The sequence below is a fragment of the Plasticicumulans lactativorans genome (genome assembly GCF_004341245.1).
GTDB classification, from domain to species: Bacteria; Pseudomonadota; Gammaproteobacteria; order Competibacterales; family Competibacteraceae; genus Plasticicumulans_A; species Plasticicumulans_A lactativorans.
Genome location: NZ_SLWY01000004.1, coordinates 191,682 through 213,224 on the forward strand (window position 1 = coordinate 191,682; position 21,543 = coordinate 213,224).

At 71.0% G+C, this 21,543-nt stretch carries 16 protein-coding genes; 9 read left to right on the plus strand and 7 right to left on the minus strand.

What is annotated here, in order from left to right; all coding sequences use genetic code 11:
- Window positions 1–7: 7 nt before the first annotated feature.
- Genes yidC through rpmH form a run of 4 tightly spaced genes read right to left on the minus strand, consistent with a single transcriptional unit; the run spans window position 8 to window position 2,395 of the window.
- Entirely contained in the window at window positions 8–1,681 is a 1,674-nt protein-coding gene (yidC, locus tag EV699_RS04380) for a membrane protein insertase YidC (protein WP_132539346.1), read from the minus strand.
- Window positions 1,681–1,908: a membrane protein insertion efficiency factor YidD gene (gene yidD, locus EV699_RS04385; RefSeq protein ID WP_132539348.1), complete on the minus strand. Its 228-nt coding sequence runs from the start codon at window positions 1,906–1,908 to the stop codon at window positions 1,681–1,683. The genes yidC and yidD overlap by 1 nt, the downstream gene beginning before the upstream one ends.
- Window positions 1,893–2,252: a ribonuclease P protein component gene (gene rnpA, locus EV699_RS04390; RefSeq protein WP_132539350.1), complete on the minus strand. Its 360-nt coding sequence runs from the start codon at window positions 2,250–2,252 to the stop codon at window positions 1,893–1,895. Before rnpA ends, yidD begins: the two co-directional genes overlap by 16 nt.
- An 8-nt stretch (window positions 2,253–2,260) precedes the next feature.
- Window positions 2,261–2,395, minus strand: a complete 135-nt coding sequence (rpmH, locus tag EV699_RS04395; RefSeq protein ID WP_132539352.1) for a 50S ribosomal protein L34 — start codon at window positions 2,393–2,395, stop codon at window positions 2,261–2,263.
- Window positions 2,396–2,552: 157 nt separating this feature from the next.
- On the opposite strand from rpmH, the gene dnaA reads away from it, so the two are divergent.
- The 5 genes from dnaA to EV699_RS04420 all read left to right on the plus strand — a co-directional run bounded on the left by dnaA (window position 2,553) and on the right by EV699_RS04420 (window position 13,415).
- Complete coding sequence (gene dnaA / locus EV699_RS04400; protein ID WP_132539354.1) at window positions 2,553–3,950, plus strand: chromosomal replication initiator protein DnaA; 1,398 nt, start codon at window positions 2,553–2,555, stop codon at window positions 3,948–3,950.
- A gap of 235 nt (window positions 3,951–4,185) precedes the next feature.
- Complete coding sequence (dnaN, locus tag EV699_RS04405) at window positions 4,186–5,280, plus strand: DNA polymerase III subunit beta (RefSeq protein WP_132539356.1); 1,095 nt, start codon at window positions 4,186–4,188, stop codon at window positions 5,278–5,280.
- 68 nt (window positions 5,281–5,348) lie between these two features.
- Complete coding sequence (gene recF / locus EV699_RS04410) at window positions 5,349–6,425, plus strand: DNA replication/repair protein RecF (RefSeq protein ID WP_132539358.1); 1,077 nt, start codon at window positions 5,349–5,351, stop codon at window positions 6,423–6,425.
- 30 nt (window positions 6,426–6,455) lie between these two features.
- Window positions 6,456–8,873: a DNA topoisomerase (ATP-hydrolyzing) subunit B gene (gene gyrB / locus EV699_RS04415; protein WP_132539360.1), complete on the plus strand. Its 2,418-nt coding sequence runs from the start codon at window positions 6,456–6,458 to the stop codon at window positions 8,871–8,873.
- A gap of 348 nt (window positions 8,874–9,221) precedes the next feature.
- Entirely contained in the window at window positions 9,222–13,415 is a 4,194-nt protein-coding gene (locus EV699_RS04420; RefSeq protein ID WP_165904030.1) for a diguanylate cyclase, read from the plus strand.
- A gap of 10 nt (window positions 13,416–13,425) precedes the next feature.
- On the opposite strand, the gene EV699_RS04425 is transcribed toward EV699_RS04420, so the two are convergent.
- From EV699_RS04425 to EV699_RS04435, 3 genes are read right to left on the minus strand one after another with little or no spacing between them, the layout of a single operon-like run.
- Window positions 13,426–14,178, minus strand: a complete 753-nt coding sequence (locus EV699_RS04425; protein ID WP_132539364.1) for a class I SAM-dependent methyltransferase — start codon at window positions 14,176–14,178, stop codon at window positions 13,426–13,428.
- The gene (gene murU, locus EV699_RS04430; RefSeq protein ID WP_207922989.1) at window positions 14,175–14,867 is read right to left on the minus strand and encodes an N-acetylmuramate alpha-1-phosphate uridylyltransferase MurU; all 693 of its coding nucleotides are present in this window, start codon (window positions 14,865–14,867) and stop codon (window positions 14,175–14,177) included. Before murU ends, EV699_RS04425 begins: the two co-directional genes overlap by 4 nt.
- A 7-nt stretch (window positions 14,868–14,874) precedes the next feature.
- On the minus strand, window positions 14,875–15,861 hold the full coding sequence (locus EV699_RS04435) for an aminoglycoside phosphotransferase family protein (protein ID WP_424450019.1): 987 nt from the start codon (window positions 15,859–15,861) through the stop codon (window positions 14,875–14,877).
- 118 nt (window positions 15,862–15,979) lie between these two features.
- On the opposite strand from EV699_RS04435, the gene EV699_RS04440 reads away from it, so the two are divergent.
- From EV699_RS04440 to rsmA, 4 genes are read left to right on the plus strand one after another with little or no spacing between them, the layout of a single operon-like run.
- Window positions 15,980–18,259: an LPS-assembly protein LptD gene (locus EV699_RS04440; protein ID WP_165904031.1), complete on the plus strand. Its 2,280-nt coding sequence runs from the start codon at window positions 15,980–15,982 to the stop codon at window positions 18,257–18,259.
- Between the two features lie 13 nt (window positions 18,260–18,272).
- Complete coding sequence (locus EV699_RS04445; protein ID WP_132539370.1) at window positions 18,273–19,679, plus strand: peptidylprolyl isomerase; 1,407 nt, start codon at window positions 18,273–18,275, stop codon at window positions 19,677–19,679.
- A gap of 37 nt (window positions 19,680–19,716) precedes the next feature.
- The gene (gene pdxA, locus EV699_RS04450; protein ID WP_132539372.1) at window positions 19,717–20,727 is read left to right on the plus strand and encodes a 4-hydroxythreonine-4-phosphate dehydrogenase PdxA; all 1,011 of its coding nucleotides are present in this window, start codon (window positions 19,717–19,719) and stop codon (window positions 20,725–20,727) included.
- Window positions 20,724–21,536 (plus strand): 16S rRNA (adenine(1518)-N(6)/adenine(1519)-N(6))-dimethyltransferase RsmA, encoded by an 813-nt coding sequence (gene rsmA, locus EV699_RS04455; RefSeq protein WP_132539374.1) that lies wholly within the window; start codon window positions 20,724–20,726, stop codon window positions 21,534–21,536. Before pdxA ends, rsmA begins: the two co-directional genes overlap by 4 nt.
- Window positions 21,537–21,543: the final 7 nt, after the last annotated feature.

The following is a 21,543-nucleotide window of genomic DNA, read 5'->3' on the forward strand; positions in this document are numbered from 1 at the left end:
CGCCGCGTCAGGCGGTTGCCGCGTCCTTGCCGGCTTCGACGCGCCTGGTGATCACCCACTGCTGGAGGATCGACAGCGTGTTGTTGACCACCCAGTACAGCACCAGCCCCGACGGGAACCACAGGAACATGAAGGTGAAGAGCACCGGCAGGAACATCATCACCTTGGCCTGCACTGGGTCGGGCGGCGGCGGGTTGAGCCTCTGCTGGATCACCATCGTCGCGCCCATGATGATCGGCAGCACGTAGAACGGGTCCTGCGCGGAGAGGTCGGCAATCCAGCCGAGCCACGGTGCCTGGCGCAGTTCGACCGATTCGAGCAGCATCCAGTAGAGCGCGATGAACACCGGGATCTGCACCACGATGGGCAGGCAGCCGCCGAGCGGGTTGACCTTCTCCTTCTTGTACAGCTCCATCATCGCCTGGTTGAGCTTCTGCTTGTCGTCGCCGTAGCGCTGCTTGAGGTCCTGCATCTTCGGCGCGAGCGTGCGCATCCGTGCCATCGAGCGGTAGCTCGTCTCCGACAGCTTGAAGAAGGCGAGCTTGATCAGCACGGTCAGGATGATGATCGACCAGCCCCAGTTGCCGATGAGGCCGTGGATGTGCTTGAGCGCCCAGAACAGCGGCTGCGCGATCAGCGTCAACTTGCCGTAGTCGACGGTGAGTTCGAGATGGGGCGCGACCTTGGCGAGCTCGTCCTGCAGCTTCGGCCCGACGTACAGGCGCGTGGCGAAATCGGCGCTGGCGCCCGGGTCGACGCTCTGCGCCGCACCGCGCATGCCGAGCACGAAGCGGTTGTCGCCGAGCGCGCGCGAGTAGAACGCGTTGGTCTCGCCCTGGTTGGGCACGATGGCGCTGACGAAGTAGTGCTGGATCATCGCCAGCCAGCCGCCGGTGACGTCCTGGTTGAAGTCCTGCTTCGCCAGCGAGGCGAAGTCGAGCTTCTCGTAGTTCTTCTCCGGGGTCGACACCACGCCGCCGGTGTAGGTGTAGGTCTGGCCGATGCCGACCGACGTGGATACGCCGGTGCGCTGCAGCTGGCGGTACTGGCTGCCGCGCCAGGGCTCGGCCGAGGCGTTCACGACCCGATGGTCGAGATCGATGACGAAGCTGCCGCGATGGAAGGTGTAGGTCTTGGTGACCTTCACCCCGGACGGCGACGTCCACACCAGCGGCACCTCGAGCCGATCCTGCCCGTCCGCCAGGCGGTAGTCGGTCTGCTCGGCGCTGTACACCGCGTAGTGGTCGGGTGCCTCGCCCTCGGACGCCACCAGCCCGGACTGCGCGATGTAGAACTCGCTGCCGTCCTGCATCAGCACGAAGGGGCGGTCGCGGTGGTCGATCGACTGCGGGTAGGTGCGCAGGCCGGCCTGCCGCAGGTCGCCGCCGACGCTGTCGATGACGATGTCGTAGACGTCGGTCTGCACGTGGATGCGGGTGCCGCTCTTCAGCGTCGAGCCGCCGGGCACAGCCGGCAGCGCCTGCTGCGGCGAGCCGGGCACGTCATGGCGCGGCGCCGCCGCCTCACCGCCGGTAGCGCCCGCGGGAGCCGACGGGGTCACCGCGGTGACCGGCGAGGCGGGCGGAGCGAGGCGCGCGACCTTCTCCTCGTTCCACGCCTGCCAGATCAGAAAAAGTACGAGAATAAGCGCGAAAAAGAGGAAAAGTCTTTGATTTTCCATCAGTTTTTCTTGATCTGATCGGGAACGGGGTCGAGGCCGCCGGGCTGCCAGGGGTGGCACCGTAGCACGCGCCCCAAGGCCAGCCAAGCGCCCCGGGCGGCACCGAAGCGTTCGACCGCTTCCAGCGCGTAGGAGGAACAACTGGGATAAAAGCGACAGCGTGGACCGAGGAGGGGACTGATCAGGTAACGATAGGCACGCAGCAGAAGCATCAGGATCGTGCGCATCGTTTCACCAGTCGCCGCCAGTGCCCTTCGAGCGATTCGAAATACGCCTGGTTGGCCGTACCGGCGATTCCCGGGCGTCCGAGTACCACGAAGTCGTTGCTGCCGAGCAGCTGCTGGCGCACCCGGAAGCTTTCGCGGATCACCCGCTTGATGCCGTTGCGGACCACTGCCAACTTGGCCGAGCGTTTCGAGATCGCCAGACCGAGGCGGGGATGGCCGAGTCCGTTGGGGCGGGCGAGCACGGCGAAGTAGCGGTCGGCCGAACGTTCGGCGCGCTCGAACAGCGCGCTGAAATCGGATTTGTCGAGCAACCGGGCGCGCCGGTCGAAGCGCGCGGTGCTCACGCGCAGGCTTACGGCGTCAGACGCGCCCGGCCCTTGGCACGGCGGGCCTTGATCACGAGGCGGCCGTTCTTGGTCGCCATGCGCGCACGGAAGCCGTGGGTGCGCTTGCGGTGCAGGTTGCTGGGTTGAAAGGTGCGCTTCATGGGGGCGATCCGCTCGGCAGAAGAATTTCGACGACGGACCCCGCGACGGGGCGGGGCGTTCGACACAAGGGGCGCGAATCTATCGGCTGGCGCCGCGGACTGTCAAGGCACGGCATGTGGACAAACACTTGGGCACATGTGGATAACTCCATGACGGATGCCTACACTGCCCGCCTTTGAGCGCCACTTCCAAGGTTCCATCCGCGTGACCGATGCTCTCTGGAAGCGCTGCCTGGATCGACTCGAACACGAGCTGAGCGAGCAGTTGCTGAACACCTGGGTCCGTCCCCTGCATGCCATCGAGGAGGATGGCGTGCTGCGCCTGCTCGCCCCCAACAAGTTCGTGCTCGACCAGGTCCGCGACCATTACCTGGGCGTGATCCGCACCGCGCTCGCCGACGTCAGCCCCGATGTCGAGGTGGGCGTGCACCTCGAGATCGGCAGCAGCCGCCAGGTCGCCGAGCGCCGGCCCGAACCGGTCCGCAAGCCGGCGCTGCCGGTCATCGAAGAACCGGCGGTGGACGTCGAGCCGCTGTCGAGCAACCTCAACCCGGACTTCACCTTCGACAACTACGTCGCCGGCAAGTCGAACCAGCTGGCACGCGCCGCCTGCACGCAGGTCGCGCAGAATCCGGGCACCGCCTACAACCCGCTGTTCATCTACGGCGGCACCGGCCTCGGCAAGACCCACCTGATGCACGCCGTCGGCAACCTGCTGCTCGGCCAGAACCCGCAGGCACGCGTGCTCTACCAGCATTCGGAACACTTCGTCGCCGACATGGTGCGTGCGCTGCAGCACAACCGGATGGACGACTTCAAGCGTTTCTACCGCTCGCTCGACGCCCTGCTGATCGACGACATCCAGTTCTTCGCCAACAAGGAGCGCTCGCAGGAGGAGTTCTTCCATACCTTCAATGCGCTGCTGGAAGGGCGCCAGCAGGTGATCCTGACCTGCGACCGCTACTTCAAGGAGGTCAACGGCCTCGAGGACCGCCTCAAGTCGCGCTTCGGCTGGGGCCTGACGGTGGTGATCGAGCCGCCCGAACTGGAGACGCGCGTCGCCATCCTGATGAGCAAGGCCGCCCAAGCCCGCCTGTCGCTGCCGCACGAGGTGGCCTTCTTCATCGCCAAGCACATCCGCTCGAACGTGCGCGAACTGGAAGGCGCCCTGCGCCGCGTCATGGCCAACGCCCACTTCACCGGCCGGCCGATCACGCTGGAGCTGACGCGCGAGGCCCTGCACGACGTCCTCAGCCTGCACGACAAGCTGATCACCATCGACAACATCCAGAAGACGGTGGCGGAGTACTTCAAGATTCGCGTGGCCGACCTGAACTCGCCGTCACGCAACCGTTCGCTGGCCCGCCCGCGGCAGATGGCCATGGCGCTGGCCAAGGAACTCACCAGCCACAGCCTGCCCGAGATCGGCAATGCCTTCGGCGGACGCGACCACACCACGGTGCTGCACGCCATCCGCAAGATCGCCGAGCTGCAGGGCGAAGACCCGCGCATCCGCGAGGACTACAACAACCTGTTGGCAACCCTGTCGATGTAGTGCCGGAAAACCTGTGGGCAACAACTGAATAAAAAAGGGCAGGCTCCTCTCGCGCCTTTCATCCACAGGTCAGCAACAACCCGGATGATCGAATCATCCCCTGCTTATCCACAGGAAACCACGCTCAACCCATTGACTCGAAAAACAAACCTATAAACTATCCACAGATCGGGACCTTGCCAATAATAACAAGGTCTTTTCATATATAACCCTGGTCATTACCACGAGGCCGCCGATGAAACTCGAGATCCAGCGCGAGCAGTTGCTGAAGCCCTTGCAGAACGTGGTCAACGTCGTCGAGCGCCGACAGACCCTGCCCGTGCTGGCCAACGTGCTGCTGGAGATGCACGACAACGCGTTCACGCTCACCGCGACCGATCTCGAAGTCGAGCTGGTCACCCGAGCTTCCGTCATCACCAGCGACAGCGGCGAGGTCACGCTGCCGGCGCGCAAGCTCTTCGACATCCTGCGCAACCTGCCCGAGGAGGCGGCGATCCAGCTCGGCTTCGACGGCGAGCGCGCGGTGCTGAAGAGCGGTCGATCGCGTTTCACGCTGGCCACCCTGCCGGCCGCAGACTTCCCGACGCTCGACGAGATCCCCTTCGATCTCGAGCTGAGCCTGCCGCAGCGGACGCTGAAGACGCTGATCGAGAAGACGCAGTTCGCGATGGCGCAGCAGGACGTGCGCTACTACCTGAACGGCCTGCTGCTCGACTGCGTCGACGGCGAACTGCGCGCGGTCGCGACCGATGGCCATCGCCTGGCCTACGCCTGCGCGGCGGTGACGGCAGCGGCGGCGGCCCAGGTGATCGTCCCGCGCAAGGGCGTGCAGGAGCTGGCGCGGCTGCTCGCCGACAGCGACGAGCCCGCGCAGGTGCGCATCGGTACCAACCACATCCAGGTCGTCATCGGCGACATCCGCTTCACCTCCAAGCTGATCGACGGCAAGTTCCCCGACTACCAGCGGGTGATTCCGCGCGAGGGGCGTCGCGTGGTGCTGGCCGACCGTCTGGTGCTGCGTACGGCGCTCACGCGCACCGCCATCCTGTCGAACGAGAAGTACCGCGGCGTGCGCCTGCAGCTCGACAACTGGCTGCTGCGGGTGCAGGCGCACAACCCCGAGCAGGAGGAGGCCGAGGAGGAGGTCGAGGTCAACTACAGCGGCGACGGGCTCGAGATCGGCTTCAACGTCGCCTACCTGCTCGACGCGCTGGGCGCGCTCGACGGCGAACTCGTCAAGCTGTCGTTCAATGACGCCAATTCGAGCTGCCTGCTGCAGAACCCCGACAGCGAGGACTGCCGCTACGTGATCATGCCGATGCGCCTGTAGGCCGCGCTCCCCGGGGCTGGCGGCCCGCGCGCCGGCCGCCCTCCTTCTTCGTCGTCATCGATCCCGCCATGGCGCTGGTTACGCTGGAACTCACGGACTTCCGCCACCTGCGCGGTCCCCTGCTGGCGTGTTCGCCGGGGCTGAACGTCGTCAGCGGCGACAACGCCTCGGGCAAGACCAGTCTGCTCGAAGCCGTCTACCTCCTCGGCCGGGGCAAGTCGTTCCGCGCCGCGCGGCTCGAGGAGGCGATCCGCCGCGGTGCCGAGGCCTGGCGCGTGGTCGCCGAACTCGACATTGACGGTCGCCACCCACGGCTCGGCATTCAGCGCGACGCCAGCGGCTTCAGCGCCCGCTTCGCCGGCGAGCCGGTCGCAGGGCTCGCCACCCTCGCGCGCGCGCTGCCGGTCCTGCTGCTGACGCCCGACAGCCACCGCCTGCTCGACGGCGGGCCGAAGCAGCGGCGGCGGCTGCTCGACTGGGGGCTGTTCCAGGCCGATCCGGCCTTCATCGGCCACTGGCGGCGCTATGACCTCGCGCTGCGACAGCGCAACGCCGCGCTGCGCCAGGGCGTCGCGGCGCGCGGCCTGGCGGTCTGGGAGGCCGAGCTCGCCGCCGCCGCGCTGCCGCTGGATGCCGCCCGCCGCGGTTTCTGCGCGGCACTCGAAGCGCGCCTCGGTGGCTACGCCGACGCCCTGCTCGATCTCGGCGAGCTGCGTCTCGATTACCACCGCGGCTGGCACCGCGAGCGCGAACTGGCCGAGGTGCTCGCCGAGGGCCGCGAGGTCGACCGACGCTTCGGCCACACGCGCAGCGGGCCGCACCGGGCGGACTTCGGCGTGCGTGTCGGCGGCCGGGCGGTGGCCGAGAGCCTGTCGCGCGGGCAGCACAAGCTCCTGGTGACCGCGCTGGTGCTCGCCCAGGCGGCGCTCTACCGGGCGCATTGCGGCCGTGCCTGTACCCTGCTGATCGACGACCTGCCGGCCGAGCTCGACCGTCCGCACCGGGCGCGGGTGATGCGCTGCCTCGCCGGCGTCGGCGCGCAGGTTTTCGTCACCGCGATCGAACCGGCGAGCCTCGACACCGAAGCCTGGGAGGCCCCGGCGCGCTTCCATCTCGACGACGGCCTGATCACGAAATTGATATAATCGGGCGCTTGGCCTTCCGGGATCGATTCGATGAGCGAAACAAGTACTTACAACGCGAACGACATCACGGTTCTGCGCGGTCTCGACGCCGTGCGCAAGCGTCCCGGCATGTACATCGGCGATACCGACGACGGCACCGGGCTGCACCACATGGTGTTCGAGGTCGTCGACAACGCCATCGATGAGGCTCTGGCCGGCTACTGCACCGAGGTGCGGGTGATCATCCACACCGACAACTCGGTGACCGTCACCGACAACGGCCGCGGCGTTCCGGTCGACCTGCATCCCGAGGAAGGTGTTTCCGCCGCCGAGGTCATCATGACCGTGCTGCACGCCGGCGGTAAGTTCAACCAGAACAGCTACAAGGTCTCGGGCGGCCTGCACGGGGTCGGCGTGTCGGTGGTCAACGCGCTGTCGGAGTACCTGCGGCTGACCATCCGCCGCGACGGCCACCTGCACGTGCAGGAATACCGCCACGGCGAACCCCAGTACCCGCTGAAGGTGATCGGCGACACCGAGCTCACCGGCACCGAGGTGCGCTTCAGGCCGAGCCCGCTGACCTTCAGCAACCTCGAGTTCCACTACGACGTGCTCGCCAAGCGCCTGCGCGAACTGTCGTTCCTGAACTGCGGCGTGCGCATCTGCCTGGAGGACGAGCGCAGCGACCGGCGCGACGTGTTCGAGTACCAGGGCGGCATCCAGGCCTTCGTCGAGCACCTCAACCGCAACAAGACGCCGCTGCACGCGAGCGTGTTCTATTTCCGCACGCGCAAGGACAACATCGAGGTCGAAGTCGCGCTGCAGTGGAACGACTCCTACCAGGAGAACATCTTCTGCTTCACCAACAACATCCCGCAGCGGGATGGCGGCACCCACCTGACCGGCTTCCGCAGCGCGCTGACGCGCACGCTGAACGACTACATGGAGGCCGAGGGCATCCTCAAGAAGGCCAAGGTCGCCACCACCGGCGACGACGCCCGCGAGGGCCTCACCGCGGTGCTGTCGGTGAAGGTGCCCGACCCGAAATTCTCCTCGCAGACCAAGGACAAGCTGGTGTCGAGCGAGGTCAAGCCGGTGGTCGAATCACTGGTGGTGGAGAAGTTCCACGAGTTCCTGCTGGAGCAGCCCGGCGAAGCCAGGGCGATCACCGCGAAGATCGTCGAGGCCGCCCGCGCCCGCGAGGCCGCGCGCCGCGCCCGCGAGATGACGCGCCGCAAGGGCGTGCTCGACATCGCCGGGCTGCCCGGCAAGCTCGCCGACTGCCAGGAACGCGACCCGGGGCTGTCGGAGCTGTTCCTGGTCGAGGGCGACTCCGCCGGCGGCTCGGCCAAGCAGGGGCGTGACCGCAAGTTCCAGGCGATCCTGCCGCTGCGCGGCAAGATCCTCAACGTCGAGCGGGCGCGCTTCGACCGCATGCTCGGTTCCGAGCAGGTCGGCACGCTGATCACCGCGCTCGGCTGCGGCATCGGCCGCGAGGAATTCGACCCCGACAAGCTGCGCTACCACCGCATCATCATCATGACCGACGCCGACGTCGACGGCTCGCACATCCGCACGCTGCTGCTGACCTTCTTCTACCGGCAGATGCACGAACTGGTGGAGCGCGGGCACATCTACATCGCCCAGCCGCCGCTCTACAAGGTCAAGAAGGGCAAGCAGGAACAGTACGTCAAGGACGACGCCGAGCTCGCCGCCTACCTGCTCGCCGCCGCGCTCGACGGCGCCGAGCTGGCGATCGACGCCCACACCCCGCCGGTGCGCGGCGTGGCGCTCGAGGAACTCGCGCGCGAGCACATGACCGTCACCGCGATCATCCGCCGCCTGTCGCGCCGCTTCGATGCCCAGGCACTGAGCCTGATGGCGCAGCTGCCGCGCGTCGGCAGCGAGGTGGTGCGCAGCGGCAGCGGGCTCGAGGCCTGGATCGCCGAGTTCGTCGCGCGGCTCAACGCCCTGGAGGGCGAGCACGCCGACTACGGCGCACGGCTCGAGCCGCGCGCGGGCGGCGAGGGCCACATGCTCGTGGTCAGCGCGCTGCGCCACGGCCTCGTGCGCGACAGCCGCTTCGGGCCCGAATTCTTCGGCTCGCCCGAGTACGAGGCCATCGCCCGGCTCGCCGACAAGGTGGTCGACCTGTTCGGCCCCGACACCGTGGTGCGCCGCGGCGAGCGCAGCCACCCCGCCGCGAGCCTGCGCGAGGCGGTCGACTGGCTGCTCGACGAGGCCAAGCGCGGCCAGCACGTGCAGCGCTACAAGGGTCTCGGCGAGATGAATCCCGAGCAGCTCTGGGAGACCACGATGAACCCCGCGACCCGCCGGCTGCTGCGCGTGCGCATCGAGGACGCCATCGCCGCCGACGAGGTGTTCACCACGCTGATGGGCGACGAGGTCGAACCGCGGCGCGACTTCATCGAGCAGAACGCGCTGTCGGCATCGAACCTCGACGTCTGAGGCCCGTCGCCGCCGCCGCGCGAAGACTTGTCAACAGAAACGGTGGACGGCGCGGTGGATGACCGTTGGACAGCCCGGCCCCGAAGGCGCGGCCGGATGACGGGTGCCGCCCGCGGCAGGGGCGGGTTTTCAACAGAAACGGTGGACGAGGCTGTGGACGCCGCGGGGACACCGTCCGGTCGGTAGCGAGGGATTTCACGCGCTAGAGTTAGGAGGTTGGCCGGTACCGCTGACCGACCGCCCCGGTGGGGTCGCGGTGGCGGGCATGGGACGATGGACGCCGTGCGCAGGCGCCCCAGCGCGTCGCCTGCCGCATCCGCAGCGCCGGCCGCCCAGGGAGATCTAACGATGGCATCGAACCGGCCCGCGCACCGGGTGCGCTATGGACCACTCGCCTTTGCCGGGCTCTACCTCGTCTTCGGCGTACTCTGGCACGTGCTGGCCGGGCGCTTCGGCGGCCTCGCCAACGGGGCGCAGGCCGGCTTCGTCGACCTGGCCCGGGACGGCGGCTTCCTCCTCGTCACCGCGGTGCTGGTGTTCGTGGTGCTGCGCGCCGCTGCCATCCGCCACGAACGCTCGGCGGAAGCCGGCAGGGAAAGCGCCTTCCCGTCCCTGCTGGTGTTCGTGGTGCTGGCGGCGGCGATCCTCACCGCGGGCGTGTTCTCCTACCGCTGGGAATCGGTGCGGGTCGGGCAGCAGGTGCAGCGCACCCTGCTCGCCGTCGCCGACCTCAAGGGGCAGCAGCTAGCCGACTGGCTCGACGAGCGCCGCGCCGACGCCGACACCCTCGCCAGCGACCGCGCCTACGCCGAGCGCACCGCGGACTGGCTCGCCAGCGACCACGCCGACACCGCCTGGCAGGCGCGCCTGCGCGAACGCCTCGCCGCCCTGCAGCGCGTCAAGGGCTACGAATCGGCGTGGCTCACCGACGTCCGCGGCCACCCGGTGCTGAGCGCCGGTACCTCGCCGGCAGCACCCGACGGCCTGCTCGAGGGGCTGATCGGGCAGGCCATCGAGCGGCGCACGGCGCTGGTGTCCGATCTCTACCTCGCGACCGCGGGCGGGCAGTCCGCGGCGCGCATGGCCCTGATCGCGCCCCTGATCGACCTGCGCGGCAGCGCGCCGACCGCGATCGCCGCCGTGGTCCTGGTAATCGATCCGCGCGCCTACCTCGATGCGTTGATGCGCCAGTGGCCGGGCCCGAGCAGCAGCGCCGAGACCTACCTGGTGCGGCTCGAAGGCGACACCGTCATCTACCTGAGCGCGCTGCGTTTCCTGCAGGGCCAGCCACTGGCGCTGCGGCTGCCGGCCGACGACCCGACGCTGCTGGCCGCGCAGGCGCGGGCGGGCGTGCGCGGCTTCACCGAGGGCAAGGACTACCGCTACGTGCCGGTGGTCGGGGCGATCGCCAGCGTCGGCGGCATGCCCTGGTTCCTGATCGCGAAGATCGACCACGCCGAGGTGTTCGCACCGCTCGACCGCATGGCCTGGATGATGGGGGGGCTGGTGGTGGTGCTGATCGTGGCCGCCGGCATCGTCACGCTCGCCGCGCTGACCCGCCAGCAGGCGCGTCGCCAGTTCGCCGACAGCCGGCGCGAGGCCGAGCAGACCCGCCTCGAACGCGAGATCGAGTTCCTGTCGATGCACGCCCACGACATCATCGTGCTGCTCGACGGCGACGGCCGCGTGCTGCGCATCAACGACCGCGGCCTCGCCGCCTACGGCTACAGCGCCGAGGAACTGCGTGCCCTGCACGCCCGCGACCTGCGCGCCATCGATGCCTGCGACGACTTCGACGAGCAGTGGCGCCAGGCCGCGGCCGGCGCCACCTACGAAACCGTGCACCGGCGCCGCGACGGCAGCAGCTTTCCGGTCGAGGTCAGCCTGCGGGCCTTCGACGTCGGCGACGAGCACTACCTGCAGGCGATCATCCGCGACATCTCCGAGCGCAAGATCGCCGAGGCGAAGCTGCTCAAGCAGACGAGCCTGTACGTGCTGCTCAGCCGCGGCAACGAAGCGATCGTGCGCGCCGACACCCACGAGATGCTGTTCCTCGCCATCGGCCGCATCGCGGTGCACGAGGGTGGCTTTCGCGCGTGCTGGTTCTCGAGCCTCGATCGCAGCAGCGGCGAGGTGCGCGTCGCCGCCTTCGAGGGACCGTCCGAGGTGCACCGCACGCTGGCGCGCGCGCGCATGGTGCTCGGCGCCGACAACGGCGACAGCCGCGGGCCGACCCTGCGCGCGCTGCGCAGCCAGGCGGTGACGGTCTGCAACGACCTCGCCAGCGACCCCGACCTCGGCCCCTGGCCCGACGTGCTCGGTCCGCTCGGCATCGCCTCGGCGGCGAGCTTCCCGCTGTTCGCGATGCACGAGCTGGTCGGCGCGGTCACCTTCTACGCCGACGATACCGGCTGGTTCGATGCCGAGATGAGTGCGCTGCTGGGCCGCCTCGCCGACGACATCTCCTACGCGCTCGGACGTTTCCGCGCCGACGCCCGCCGCCGCGAGGCCGAACGCGCGCTGCGCCAGAGCGAGGCGCACTTCCGCCAGTACTTCGACGAGTCCCTGATCGGCATGGCGATGACCGCGCCCGACAAGGGCTGGATCGAGGCCAACGACACGCTGTGCCGGATGCTCGGCTACACGCGCGAGGAGCTGCTGCAGCGCAGCTGGTCCGAGCTGACCCACCCGGACGATCTGCTGCGGGACGTCGCCGAGTTCGAACGCGTGCTGCGCGGCGAGACCGACGGCTACGTCCTCGACAAGCGCTACCTGCGCAAGGACGGCGGCGTGCTGCACACGCACCTGGTGGTGCGCTGCGTGCGCACGGCCGGCGAACCCGAACATTTCGTCATCCTGGTGCAGGACATCTCGGCGCGGGTGCGCATGGAACAGCGCCTGCGCACGCAGACGCGCCTGTACGCGCTGCTGTCGCGAACCAACGAGGCCATCGTCCGTGCCACCGGCGAGCAGGCGCTGTTCGCCGAGGTCTGCGACATCGCCTGGCGCGAGGGCGGCTTCCTCGCGGCGTGGGTCGGCACGGTCGACAGCGGCAGCGGCGACGTGCGCCCGGTCGCGGTCGCCGGTGTGCCCGAAGGCTGCGAGTTCGTCGCCGCGCTGCAGCTGTCGCTGCGCCCCGGGCAGCCGGGCGCCGAAGGCCCCACCGCGATCGCCTACCGCAGCGGTGACCCGTACATCTGCAACGACGTGCAGGCCAACCCGCGCACCTGCGCCTGGGCGGAACGCACGCGCCGCGCCGGCATCGCGGCCTCGGCCACGCTGCCGCTGCGCCGCCGCGGGGCGGTCGCCGGCGTGGTCAACCTCTACGCCGCCGAGGTCGGCTACTTCGACCCCGACATGGTGCGCCTGCTCGGCCAGATGGCGAACGATCTCTCCTATGCGCTCGACCGCTTCGAGGCCGATGCCCGCCGCGAGCGGGCCGAGCAGGCGCTGAAGCACGGCGCCGAGGTGCTCGAGGCCACCGTCGCCGCGCGCACCGCGGAACTCGACGCGGCCAATCGCGCCCTCGAACGCCGCGCCGAGGAGTCGGAGCGGCGCGCGCGCCAGGCGGCGCGCCTCGCCGAGCTCGCCGACCTGCTGCAGACCGCGCATCGCCTCGACGAGGCCTACGCCACGCTGGCGGCGGGCCTGCCCGGGCTGTTCGCCGGCTGCGCCGGCGCCCTCTACCGCCTCGGCGCCGCCAGCGAGCCGCTGCTGACGGTGGCGAGCTGGGGCGGCGCGGCGCCGGTCGAAAGCGCCGCCACGTTCTTCGCCGAGGACTGCTGGGCGCTGCGCCGCGCCAAGCTGCACGTGGTTTCGCCGCAGCACGCGGCGCCGCGCTGCACGCACACCGACCCGGTGCGCAGCTCCGCCGTGTGCGTGCCGCTCAGCGTGCAGGGGCGCGTCTTCGCGCTGCTGCACCTGCTGCCCGGCGCCGGGGTCGATGCCGACGCCGCGGCCGCGCTCGCGCGCGAGGCTGCCGAGCGCGTCGGGCTCGCCTTCGCCAACCTGGAGCTGCGCGAATCGCTGCGCTTCCAGTCGCTGCACGATGCGCTCACCGGGGTCTACAACCGCCGCTTCATGGAGGACTGCCTGCGGCGCGAACTCGCCCGCGCGCGCCGCAGCCACACGCCGGTGGCCGTGGTGCTGCTCGACATCGACCACTTCAAGCGCATCAACGACACCTTCGGCCACGATGCCGGCGACGCCGTGCTGCGCACCGTCGGCGCGCTGCTGAAGCAGGCGGTGCGCCCGAGTGACGTGGTCTGCCGCTACGGTGGCGAGGAATTCGTGCTGATCCTGCCGGGCGCCGACACCGAGGTCGCGCAGGCGCGTGCCGAGCACGTGCGTTCGCTCGCCGAGGCGCAGGACCACCTCGTCGGCAACGCCCACGTCGGGCGCGTCACGCTGTCGCTCGGCGTCGCGGTGTTCCCGCGCCACGGCGTCGAGACCGAAACCCTGCTCGGCGCCGCCGACCGCGCGCTGTACCGCGCCAAGCACGGCGGGCGCAACCGCGTGATGCTGGCCGCCGGGGTCGAGTGAGGCGCGGCGCTCAGCCCGGCTTGCGTGCCAGGCGCAGCGTCAGCGGCCAGCGGATCGGCCGCCGCGCGGCCGGGTCGCCCCAGGCGGCGGCGAGGTCGTCGCGGACCCGGTCGAGCGGATCGTGCCCGACGCGTTCGGCGTAGCGGCGCGTCGCCGACATGCTTCCCAGGTAGCCGAGCAGCTCGGCGAGCGTCCACTCGGCGGCGAGTTCGAACGCCGGCGCCGGCTCCTCCGGGAACGGCAGCGCGAAGTCGCGGTAGCCGCGCTCGACCCAGGCGCGCTCCGGCGGCCAGTCCGCGGCGATGATGTCGGCGTAGTAGTGCTGCACGATCGGCGTCACCGCCGGCGTGCCGCTCGCCCCCTCGTAGCACCACACCGCGAGCAGGCCGCCGGGGCGCAGCACGCGCGCCGCCTCGGCGAAGAAGCGCGGATGGTCGAACCAGTGCAGCGCCTGCGCGACGGTGAGCAGGTCGGTGCTGGTGTCGGCGAGGCTCGACGCCTCGGCCGGCTCGACGCGGTAGTCGATGTTCGCGGCCGGCGTCGCCGCGGCGATCTGCGCCGCGCTCGGATCGCTCGCCACCACCCGCGCGAAGCGGGCGGCGAGCGCGCCCGCGGCCTGGCCGTTGCCGGTGCCGCAGTCCCACGCCAGCGTGCGTGCGGGGGCGGCGGCGGCGAGGAAGTCGAACAGCGCCGGCGGATAGTTCGGGCGGTAGCGGGCGTAGGCGGCGGCGAGCACCGAGAAGTGGTCCTTGAAGCTCGTCATGGCGCGGCTTCCGGGGTGGCGTGACGGCTCAGTTCGGCGTCGAGCGCGGCGAGGCGCTCGGGGGTGCCGATGTCGCGCCAGTCGCCGCGGAAGTGCTCGCCGCTGACCGCGTCGCGGGCCATCGCCGCGACCAGCAGCGGCGCGAGCGGGTAGCGCCCGGGCGCGCGGCCGGCGAACAGTGCCGGCGACAGCACCGCGACGCCGCTGTAGGTGAGCCGCGGTGCCTCCCCGGCCCGCACCCGTCCCGCCGCGAGCGCGAAGTCGCCGCGCGGATGCTGCGGCGGGTTGTCGACCAGCACCAGGTGCGCGAGGTCGGCCGGGGCGAGTGCGTGGCGCAGCGGCGCGAGCGGTTGCGTGGTCCAGACGTCGCCGTTCACCAGCAGGAACGGCGCGTCGCCGAGCAGCGCCAGCGCGTGGTGGATGCCGCCGCCGGTTTCGAGCGCGCCCGGCGGCTCGGGCGACCAGGTGATGCTGAGGCCGTAGCGGCTGCCGTCGCCGAGGCGCTGCGGCAGCAGGTGGCCGAGGTGGCCGAGGTTGATCACCACCTCGGTGAAGCCGGCGGCGGCGAGCCGCAGCAGGTGGTGCTCGATCAGGGCACGGCCGCCGACCGCGAGCAGCGGCTTGGGCAGGTGGTCGGTGAGCGGGCGCATGCGCTCGCCGCGCCCGGCCGCGAGGATCATCGCCTTCATCGTCGCCTCACGCCGGTACGTCCGTGCGCGCCTCCAGCGCGTCGAGCAGGTCGAGCAGCGGGTCGAACTCGGCATAGCGCGCGGCGACGTCGCGGACGTAGGCGAAGAAGCGCGGCACGTCGGCGAGGTAGTGCGGCTTGCCGTCGCGGTGGCAGATGCGCGCGAAGATGCCGATCACCTTCAGGTGGCGCTGCAGGCCGATCCAGTCGCAGTCGCGGCGGAACGCGGCGAAGTCCGCCGGCAGCGGCAGCCCGGCGCGCCGCGCGGCGTCGTGGTAGTGCGCGAGCCAGCCCTCGACGCGCGCCTCGGGCCAGGACAGGAAGGCGTCCTTGAACAGCGAGATCACGTCGTAGGCGAGCGGGCCGTGAACGGCGTCCTGGAAGTCGATCACGCCCGGGTTGGGGGTGCTCGGCATCAGGTTGCGCGGCATGTAGTCGCGGTGCACGAAGCCCTGCGGCTGTGCCAGCGCGGCGTCCTCCAGGCGGCGGAAGGCGGTGTCGAGCACGCCGCGCTCGGCCGGCGCCAGCGCGAGGCCGCGGTGGCGGCCCAGGTACCAGTCGGGGAAGAGGGCCAGCTCGCGCGCGAGCAGCGCGCGGTCGTAGGGCGGCAGCACGCCGGGGCGGCTCGCGCGCTGCCAGCGGATCAGCGCGGCGAGGGCGTCGGCGAACAGCGTGTCGGCGTTGTCGGCGTCGAGCACGTCGAGGTAGGTCTGCGTGCCGAGGTCGGAGAGCAGCAGCAGGCCACGCTCGAGGTCCTGCGCCAGCACCGCGGGGGCGTGCACGCCGGCCGCGTGCAGAAGCCCGGCCACCTTGACGAACGGCCGGCAGTCCTCGTGCGCGGGCGGCGCGTCCATCACGATCGCGCTGCCGCCGTCCCAGCGGGCGCGGAAGTAACGGCGGAAGCTGGCGTCGGCCGACGCCGGCTCGAGCCGCAGGCCGGGCTCGGGCAGCACCGCGGCGAGCCACTGCCGCACGGTGTCGAATCGCTCATCCACGGGTGGGTTTCCTCGTCGCGGCAGGCCGCGGCAGGGGCCGCCCGGCGGGCGGCGAGAATTGATGCTCCGGGCGATCTATGCGATCGTGGGGCCCTTTTTCGGCCAGCCCGCAGCTTTCGTGACGCATCGCAGAGTCATCATAACAGCCCTGTGTCTCGGGCTGGCGCCGGCGGCGTACGCGCATGGCGCCTCTCCGGGACGGGGGGCGGGCCCCGAGGCCTCGGAACTGTGCGAAACCGACGAGCTCGCCGCCCTGCTGCGTCCCGACACCGGGGCCAGTGACCAGGGGCCGGTACGCTACGAGGCCGACGCGGCCCAGTCGACCCCCGAACGCGCCTCGCTGAGCGGCAACGTCGAAGTCAACCGCGGCGACCAGCGCCTGCTGGCGCCGCGCCTCGAACTCGACCGCAAGACCAACATCGGCTACGCCACCGAGGGCGCCGAAGGCGGCACGCCGCAGTTCGCCTTCCGCGCCAAGAAGGCCGAGATCGCGCTCGACCAGAACGTCGGCCACTACGACGACGCCGAGTACTTCATGGGCCGCAGCAACGCCCAGGGCAGTGCGAAGAAGGTCGTCGACGACCGTGACAAGGCCGTCACCGACCTCGATCAGGCCACCTACTCCACCTGCAAGCGCGGCGACGAGCTCTGGCAGATCCGCGCCGACACCCTCAAGCTCGACTACAACACGGGCCGCGGCGTGGCGCACGACGCCACGGTCGCGATCGGCGGCGTGCCGGTGCTGTATTCGCCGTACCTGTCGTTCCCGATCACCGACGAGCGCCAGTCGGGCTTCCTCGCGCCGCGGCTGAGCAGCAGCAGCGGCAACGGCTTCGACCTGGCGCTGCCGTACTACTGGAACATCGCGCCGAACCAGGATGCGACCCTCACCCCGCGCGTGATCACCGACCGCGGCTTCCAGCTCGGCACCGAGTACCGCTACCTCGGCACGCGCGGCAGCGGCGAGTTCTACGGCGAGTACCTGCCGAACGACCGCGAGGCCGAGCGCGACCGCGGCATGGTCGACCTGCGCGCGCGCGGGGCCTGGTTCCCGGGACTCAGCAGCTCGCTGATCTACGACTGGGTGTCGGATGATGACTACTTCCGCGACCTCGGCAACCAGCTCGACGTCGTCGACACCGCCTACCTGCAGCGCACCTTCGACACCACCTACGCGGTGCCCTTCGGCGGCGTGCTGCTGACGCGCTTCCAGGGCTACCAGACGCTCGATGCGCCCGACCTCAAGCGCGTGCCGCCGTATTCGCGGCTGCCGCAGATGGTCTATTTCGGCGGCTGGGACCATGGCCTGCTGCGCTACGACCTGCGCACCGAGGTGGTCGCCTTCGACCACCCGACCATGGTCACCGGCACGCGCTTCGACATCGAGCCGGCGGTGAGCCTGCCGCTCGAATGGTCCTACGCCTTCGTGCGACCCCGCGTCGCCTACCGGCAGACGCAGTACCAGCTCGACTACCCCGGCAACACCGGGGCCACGAACGACACCTCGCCGAACCGCGGCGCGCCGATCCTGAGCCTCGATTCCGGGCTGATCTTCGAGCGCCCGCTGGGCTTCGGCGACAGCGCCTTCACGCAGACGCTCGAACCGCGGCTGTACTACCTGCGCGTGCCCTACCGCCGCCAGGGCGACATCCCGGTGTTCGACACCACCCTCGTCAACACCTCGTTCAACGCGCTGTTCTACGACAACCGCTTCGTCGGCACCGACCGCCTCGGCGATGCCAACCAGCTGACCACGGCGGTGTCGACGCGCATCATCGGTGCCGCCGACGGCCGCGAGCGCATGCGCCTGAGCCTCGGCCAGATCCAGTACTTCGAGGATCGCCGCGTCGCGCTCGGCGCCGACCAGCTGGTCGACACCGGCAGCTCCGACCTGATCGCCGAGGGCCAGGTGACGCTCGGCCGCGACTGGTACCTGCGCATCGCCGCGCAGTGGGACCCGCACAACGAAGAGGCCCGGCGCAACGCGGTCGACCTGCGCTACCGCGGCGAGCGTGGCGCCGTCTTCAACATCGCCTACCGTTACTCGAACCGCGGCGATCCGCCGGCGCAGGGCGCGCCCGCCGACACCGACCAGATCGACTTCACCGGCGTCCTGCCGGTCAATCCGCGCTGGCGGCTGTTCGGCCGCTGGAACTACTCGATGCTCGACGAGCACGTGGTCGACACCTTCGCCGGCGTCGAGTACAGCGACTGCTGCTGGGCGGTGCGCATGCTCGGGCGCCAGTACCGCGACTACCCGCAGGACGAGGAAGCCAAGAACGCGTTCTTCCTCGAGTTCGAACTCAAGGGCCTCAGCTCGATCGGTGCCGGGGTCGACCAGTTCCTGAACAAGTCGATCCTGGGCTACACCCACCCAGGCAGCACAAGCCGCTATTGAGACCCGTCCCGTCATGAACAGACCCTTGCTCGTCCTCTCCCTCGCGGCGGTGCTGGCCCTGCCGGCGCAGGCCCAGCAGGGGCTCGAGTTCGGCCCGGCCAACCGCGCGACACCCGCCGCCGGCGCGAACGGCGGCTCCGCCCTCGACGTCGTGGTCGCGGTGGTCGACGACGACGTGATCACCCGCCGCGAACTCGACCACGCGGTGCAGACCACGCTGCGCCAGCTGCGCCAGCGCAACACGCCGGTGCCGCCGCCGCAGGTGCTGGAGCACCAGGTGCTGGAGCGCCAGATCCTGCTGCTGCTGCAGCAGCGCGCCGCCGAGCGCAACGGCGTCACCGTCGACGACCAGAGCCTGAACGCGGCGATCGACAGCATCGCGCAGCGCAACAACATGAGCCGCGAGCAGCTCAAGCGCGCGATCGAGCGCGACGGCTACAGCTTCGCGGCTTATCAGGAGCAGGTCCGCCGCGAGATGCTCGGCGCGCGCCTGCGCCAGAAGGTGGTCGAGGGGCGCGTGAACGTCACCGACCAGGAAGTCGACATGGCGATGGGGCGCGGCGGCGGCCTCGCCGGCGGCGCCGAGCCGGCGACTGCGGCGGCACCCGCCGCCGAGCGCGAGCTGCACCTGGCGCAGATCCTGGTCGCGGCCGGCGAGGGGGCGAGCCCCGAGCAGGTCGAGGCGGCGCGGGTCAAGGCCGAGCGGGTGCTGGAGGAGCTGAAGCGCGGGGCCGATTTCCGCGCCCTCGCGGTGTCGGTGTCGGACGCGCCGCAGGCGCTCGACGGCGGCGACCTCGGCTGGCGTCCGCAGGCGCAGATCCCCAGCGCCTTCGCCGAGGCGGTCGGGCGGCTGCAGCCCGGCCAGTTCACCGACCTCGTGCGCAGCCCGAGCGGCTTCCACATCGTCAAGCTGCTGGAGGTGCGCAGCGTCGGCGAGGCCGCCGGCCCGCAGCAGACGCAGATCCTGGTGCGTCACATCCTGCTGCGCTCCGGCCCGGGAATGACCGATGCGCAGGCGCGCGCCCAGCTCGCGCGCCTGCGCGCCCGCGCGCTCGCCGGCGAGGACTTCGCCGCGCTGGCGCGCGAGGCCTCGGTGGACACCAGCAGCGCGGCGCGCGGCGGCGTGCTCGGCTGGGTCGGCCCGAAGGATGCGCCGCCGGCGTTCGAGGCGGCGATCGTCGGCCTGAAGCCGGGCGAGATCAGCCAGCCGGTGAAGACCAACGCCGGCTGGCACCTGGTGCAGGTGATGCAGCGCCGGCAGGTCGCCGCGGGCAGCGGTGGCAGCGGTGGCGGTGCGGCCGGCAAGGACCCGCAGCGCGAGCAGGTGCGCGAGGCGCTGTACAAGCGCAAGGTCGAGGAGGAGTGGGACCTGTGGCTGCGCCGCCTGCGCGACGAGGCCTACGTCGAGATCCGTCTGTGACGACCGGCCCCGCCCGCCGGGCCGCGTTGCCGCCGGCATGAACGCCGCACGCCCGCCCCGCCTGGTGCTCACCGCCGGCGAGCCTGCCGGCATCGGCCCCGATCTCTGCGTCGCGCTGGCGCAGTCGCCGCCGGAGCCCGCGCTCGTCGTCGCCGCCGACCCGGCGGTGCTGCTCGAGCGCGCCCGCGCGCTGGCGCTGCCGCTCGCCGTCGACCCCTACGACGCCGCGGCGCCGCTGCCGCCGCCGCGGCCGGGCCGCCTCACCGTGCTGCCGGTGCCGCTGGCCGCCGCGGTGCGCCCCGGCCGGCTCGATCCGGCCAATGCGCCGCACGTGCTGGCGATGCTCGCGCGCGCCTGCGACGGCTGCCTGGCCGGTGAGTTCGACGCGCTGGTCACCGGCCCGGTGCACAAGGGCGTGATCAACGACGCCGGCGTGACCTTCTCCGGCCACACCGAGTTCTTCGCCGAGCGCTGCGGCGGCGTCACGCCGGTGATGATGCTCGCCGCCGGCGAGCTGCGCGTGGCGCTCGCCACCACCCACCTGCCGCTGCGCGCGGTGGCCGACGCGATCACCGCGCCGCGCCTCGAACACGTGCTGCTGACCCTCGACCGCGAGCTGCGCACGCGCTTCGCGCTGGTGGCGCCGCGCATCCTGGTGTGCGGGCTCAATCCGCATGCCGGCGAGGGCGGCCACCTCGGCCGCGAGGAGGTCGAGATCATCGCGCCGCTGCTCGACGCGCTGCGCGCGCGCGGCCTCGACCTGGTCGGGCCGCTGCCGGCCGACACGCTGTTCCAGCCGCAGCACCTCGCCGGCGCCGCGGCGGTGCTGGCGATGTACCACGATCAGGGCCTGCCGGTGCTGAAGTACGCCGGCTTCGGCCGCGCCGTGAACATCACGCTGGGGCTGCCGGTCATCCGCACCTCGGTCGATCACGGCACCGCGCTCGACCTCGCCGGCAGCGGTCGCGCCGACGCCGGCAGCCTGCGTGCCGCGCTCGACTGTGCCGGCGACCTGGTGCGGCGCGCGTGGCGCGCCGCGGCGCCATGAGCGAGCGCCACCAGGCCCGCAAGCGCTTCGGCCAGCACTTCCTGACCGATGCCGGGGTGATCGGGCGCATCGTCGCCGCGGTGGCGCCGCAGCCCGGCGAGGCGCTGGTCGAGATCGGTCCCGGCCTCGGCGCGATCACCCGCCCGCTGCTCGCCGCCGCCGGCCACCTCGACGTGGTGGAGCTCGACCGCGACGTGATTCCGCACCTGCAGCGCCGCTGTGCCGGCGCCGGCGAGCTGGTGGTGCACGGCGCCGACGCGCTCGACTTCGACTTCGGCGCGCTCGCCGCGCCCGGGCGGCCGTTGCGCCTGGTCGGCAACCTGCCGTACAACATTTCGACGCCCCTGCTGTTCCACCTGCTCGGCTTCGCCGGGTGCGTGCGCGACATGCACTTCATGCTGCAGAAGGAAGTCGTGATGCGGCTCGCCGCCGGGCCGGACGAACCCGACTACGGCCGCCTGTCGGTGATGGTGCAGCTCCACTGCGAGGTGGTACCCCTGTTCGAGATCGGCCCCGAGGCTTTCTCGCCGCCGCCGCGGGTCGATTCGGCGGTGGTGCGGCTGCTGCCGCGCGCCACGCCGGCGGTGGCGGTGGCCGCGCCGCAGGTCTATGCCGAAGTGGTGCGGCGCGCCTTCGCGCAGCGGCGCAAGACCCTGCGCAACGCCCTGCAGGGCCTGCTGTCGGCGGCGGCGATCGCCGAGGCCGGCGTCGACCCCGGCGCGCGCGGCGAGACGCTGTCGCTGGCCGATTTCGCCGCCCTGGCGAACCGCGTCGCCGGCGCCGGACCGGCGCCCCTCACCGACGTATGAGGAACCA

Excerpts from the sequence above, each read along its gene's own strand:
- yidC (WP_132539346.1), bottom strand. The coding sequence starts at position 1,681 with ATGGAAAATCAAAGACTTTTCCTCTTTTTCGCGCTTATTCTCGTACTT.
- yidD (WP_132539348.1), bottom strand. The coding sequence starts at position 1,908 with ATGCGCACGATCCTGATGCTTCTGCTGCGTGCCTATCGTTACCTGATC.
- rpmH (WP_132539352.1), bottom strand. The coding sequence starts at position 2,395 with ATGAAGCGCACCTTTCAACCCAGCAACCTGCACCGCAAGCGCACCCAC.
- dnaA (WP_132539354.1), top strand. The coding sequence starts at position 2,553 with ATGCCTACACTGCCCGCCTTTGAGCGCCACTTCCAAGGTTCCATCCGC.
- dnaN (WP_132539356.1), top strand. The coding sequence starts at position 4,186 with ATGAAACTCGAGATCCAGCGCGAGCAGTTGCTGAAGCCCTTGCAGAAC.
- recF (WP_132539358.1), top strand. The coding sequence starts at position 5,349 with ATGGCGCTGGTTACGCTGGAACTCACGGACTTCCGCCACCTGCGCGGT.
- gyrB (WP_132539360.1), top strand. The coding sequence starts at position 6,456 with ATGAGCGAAACAAGTACTTACAACGCGAACGACATCACGGTTCTGCGC.
- EV699_RS04420 (WP_165904030.1), top strand. The coding sequence starts at position 9,222 with ATGGCATCGAACCGGCCCGCGCACCGGGTGCGCTATGGACCACTCGCC.
- EV699_RS04425 (WP_132539364.1), bottom strand. The coding sequence starts at position 14,178 with ATGACGAGCTTCAAGGACCACTTCTCGGTGCTCGCCGCCGCCTACGCC.
- murU (WP_207922989.1), bottom strand. The coding sequence starts at position 14,867 with ATGAAGGCGATGATCCTCGCGGCCGGGCGCGGCGAGCGCATGCGCCCG.
- EV699_RS04445 (WP_132539370.1), top strand. The coding sequence starts at position 18,273 with ATGAACAGACCCTTGCTCGTCCTCTCCCTCGCGGCGGTGCTGGCCCTG.
- pdxA (WP_132539372.1), top strand. The coding sequence starts at position 19,717 with ATGAACGCCGCACGCCCGCCCCGCCTGGTGCTCACCGCCGGCGAGCCT.
- rsmA (WP_132539374.1), top strand. The coding sequence starts at position 20,724 with ATGAGCGAGCGCCACCAGGCCCGCAAGCGCTTCGGCCAGCACTTCCTG.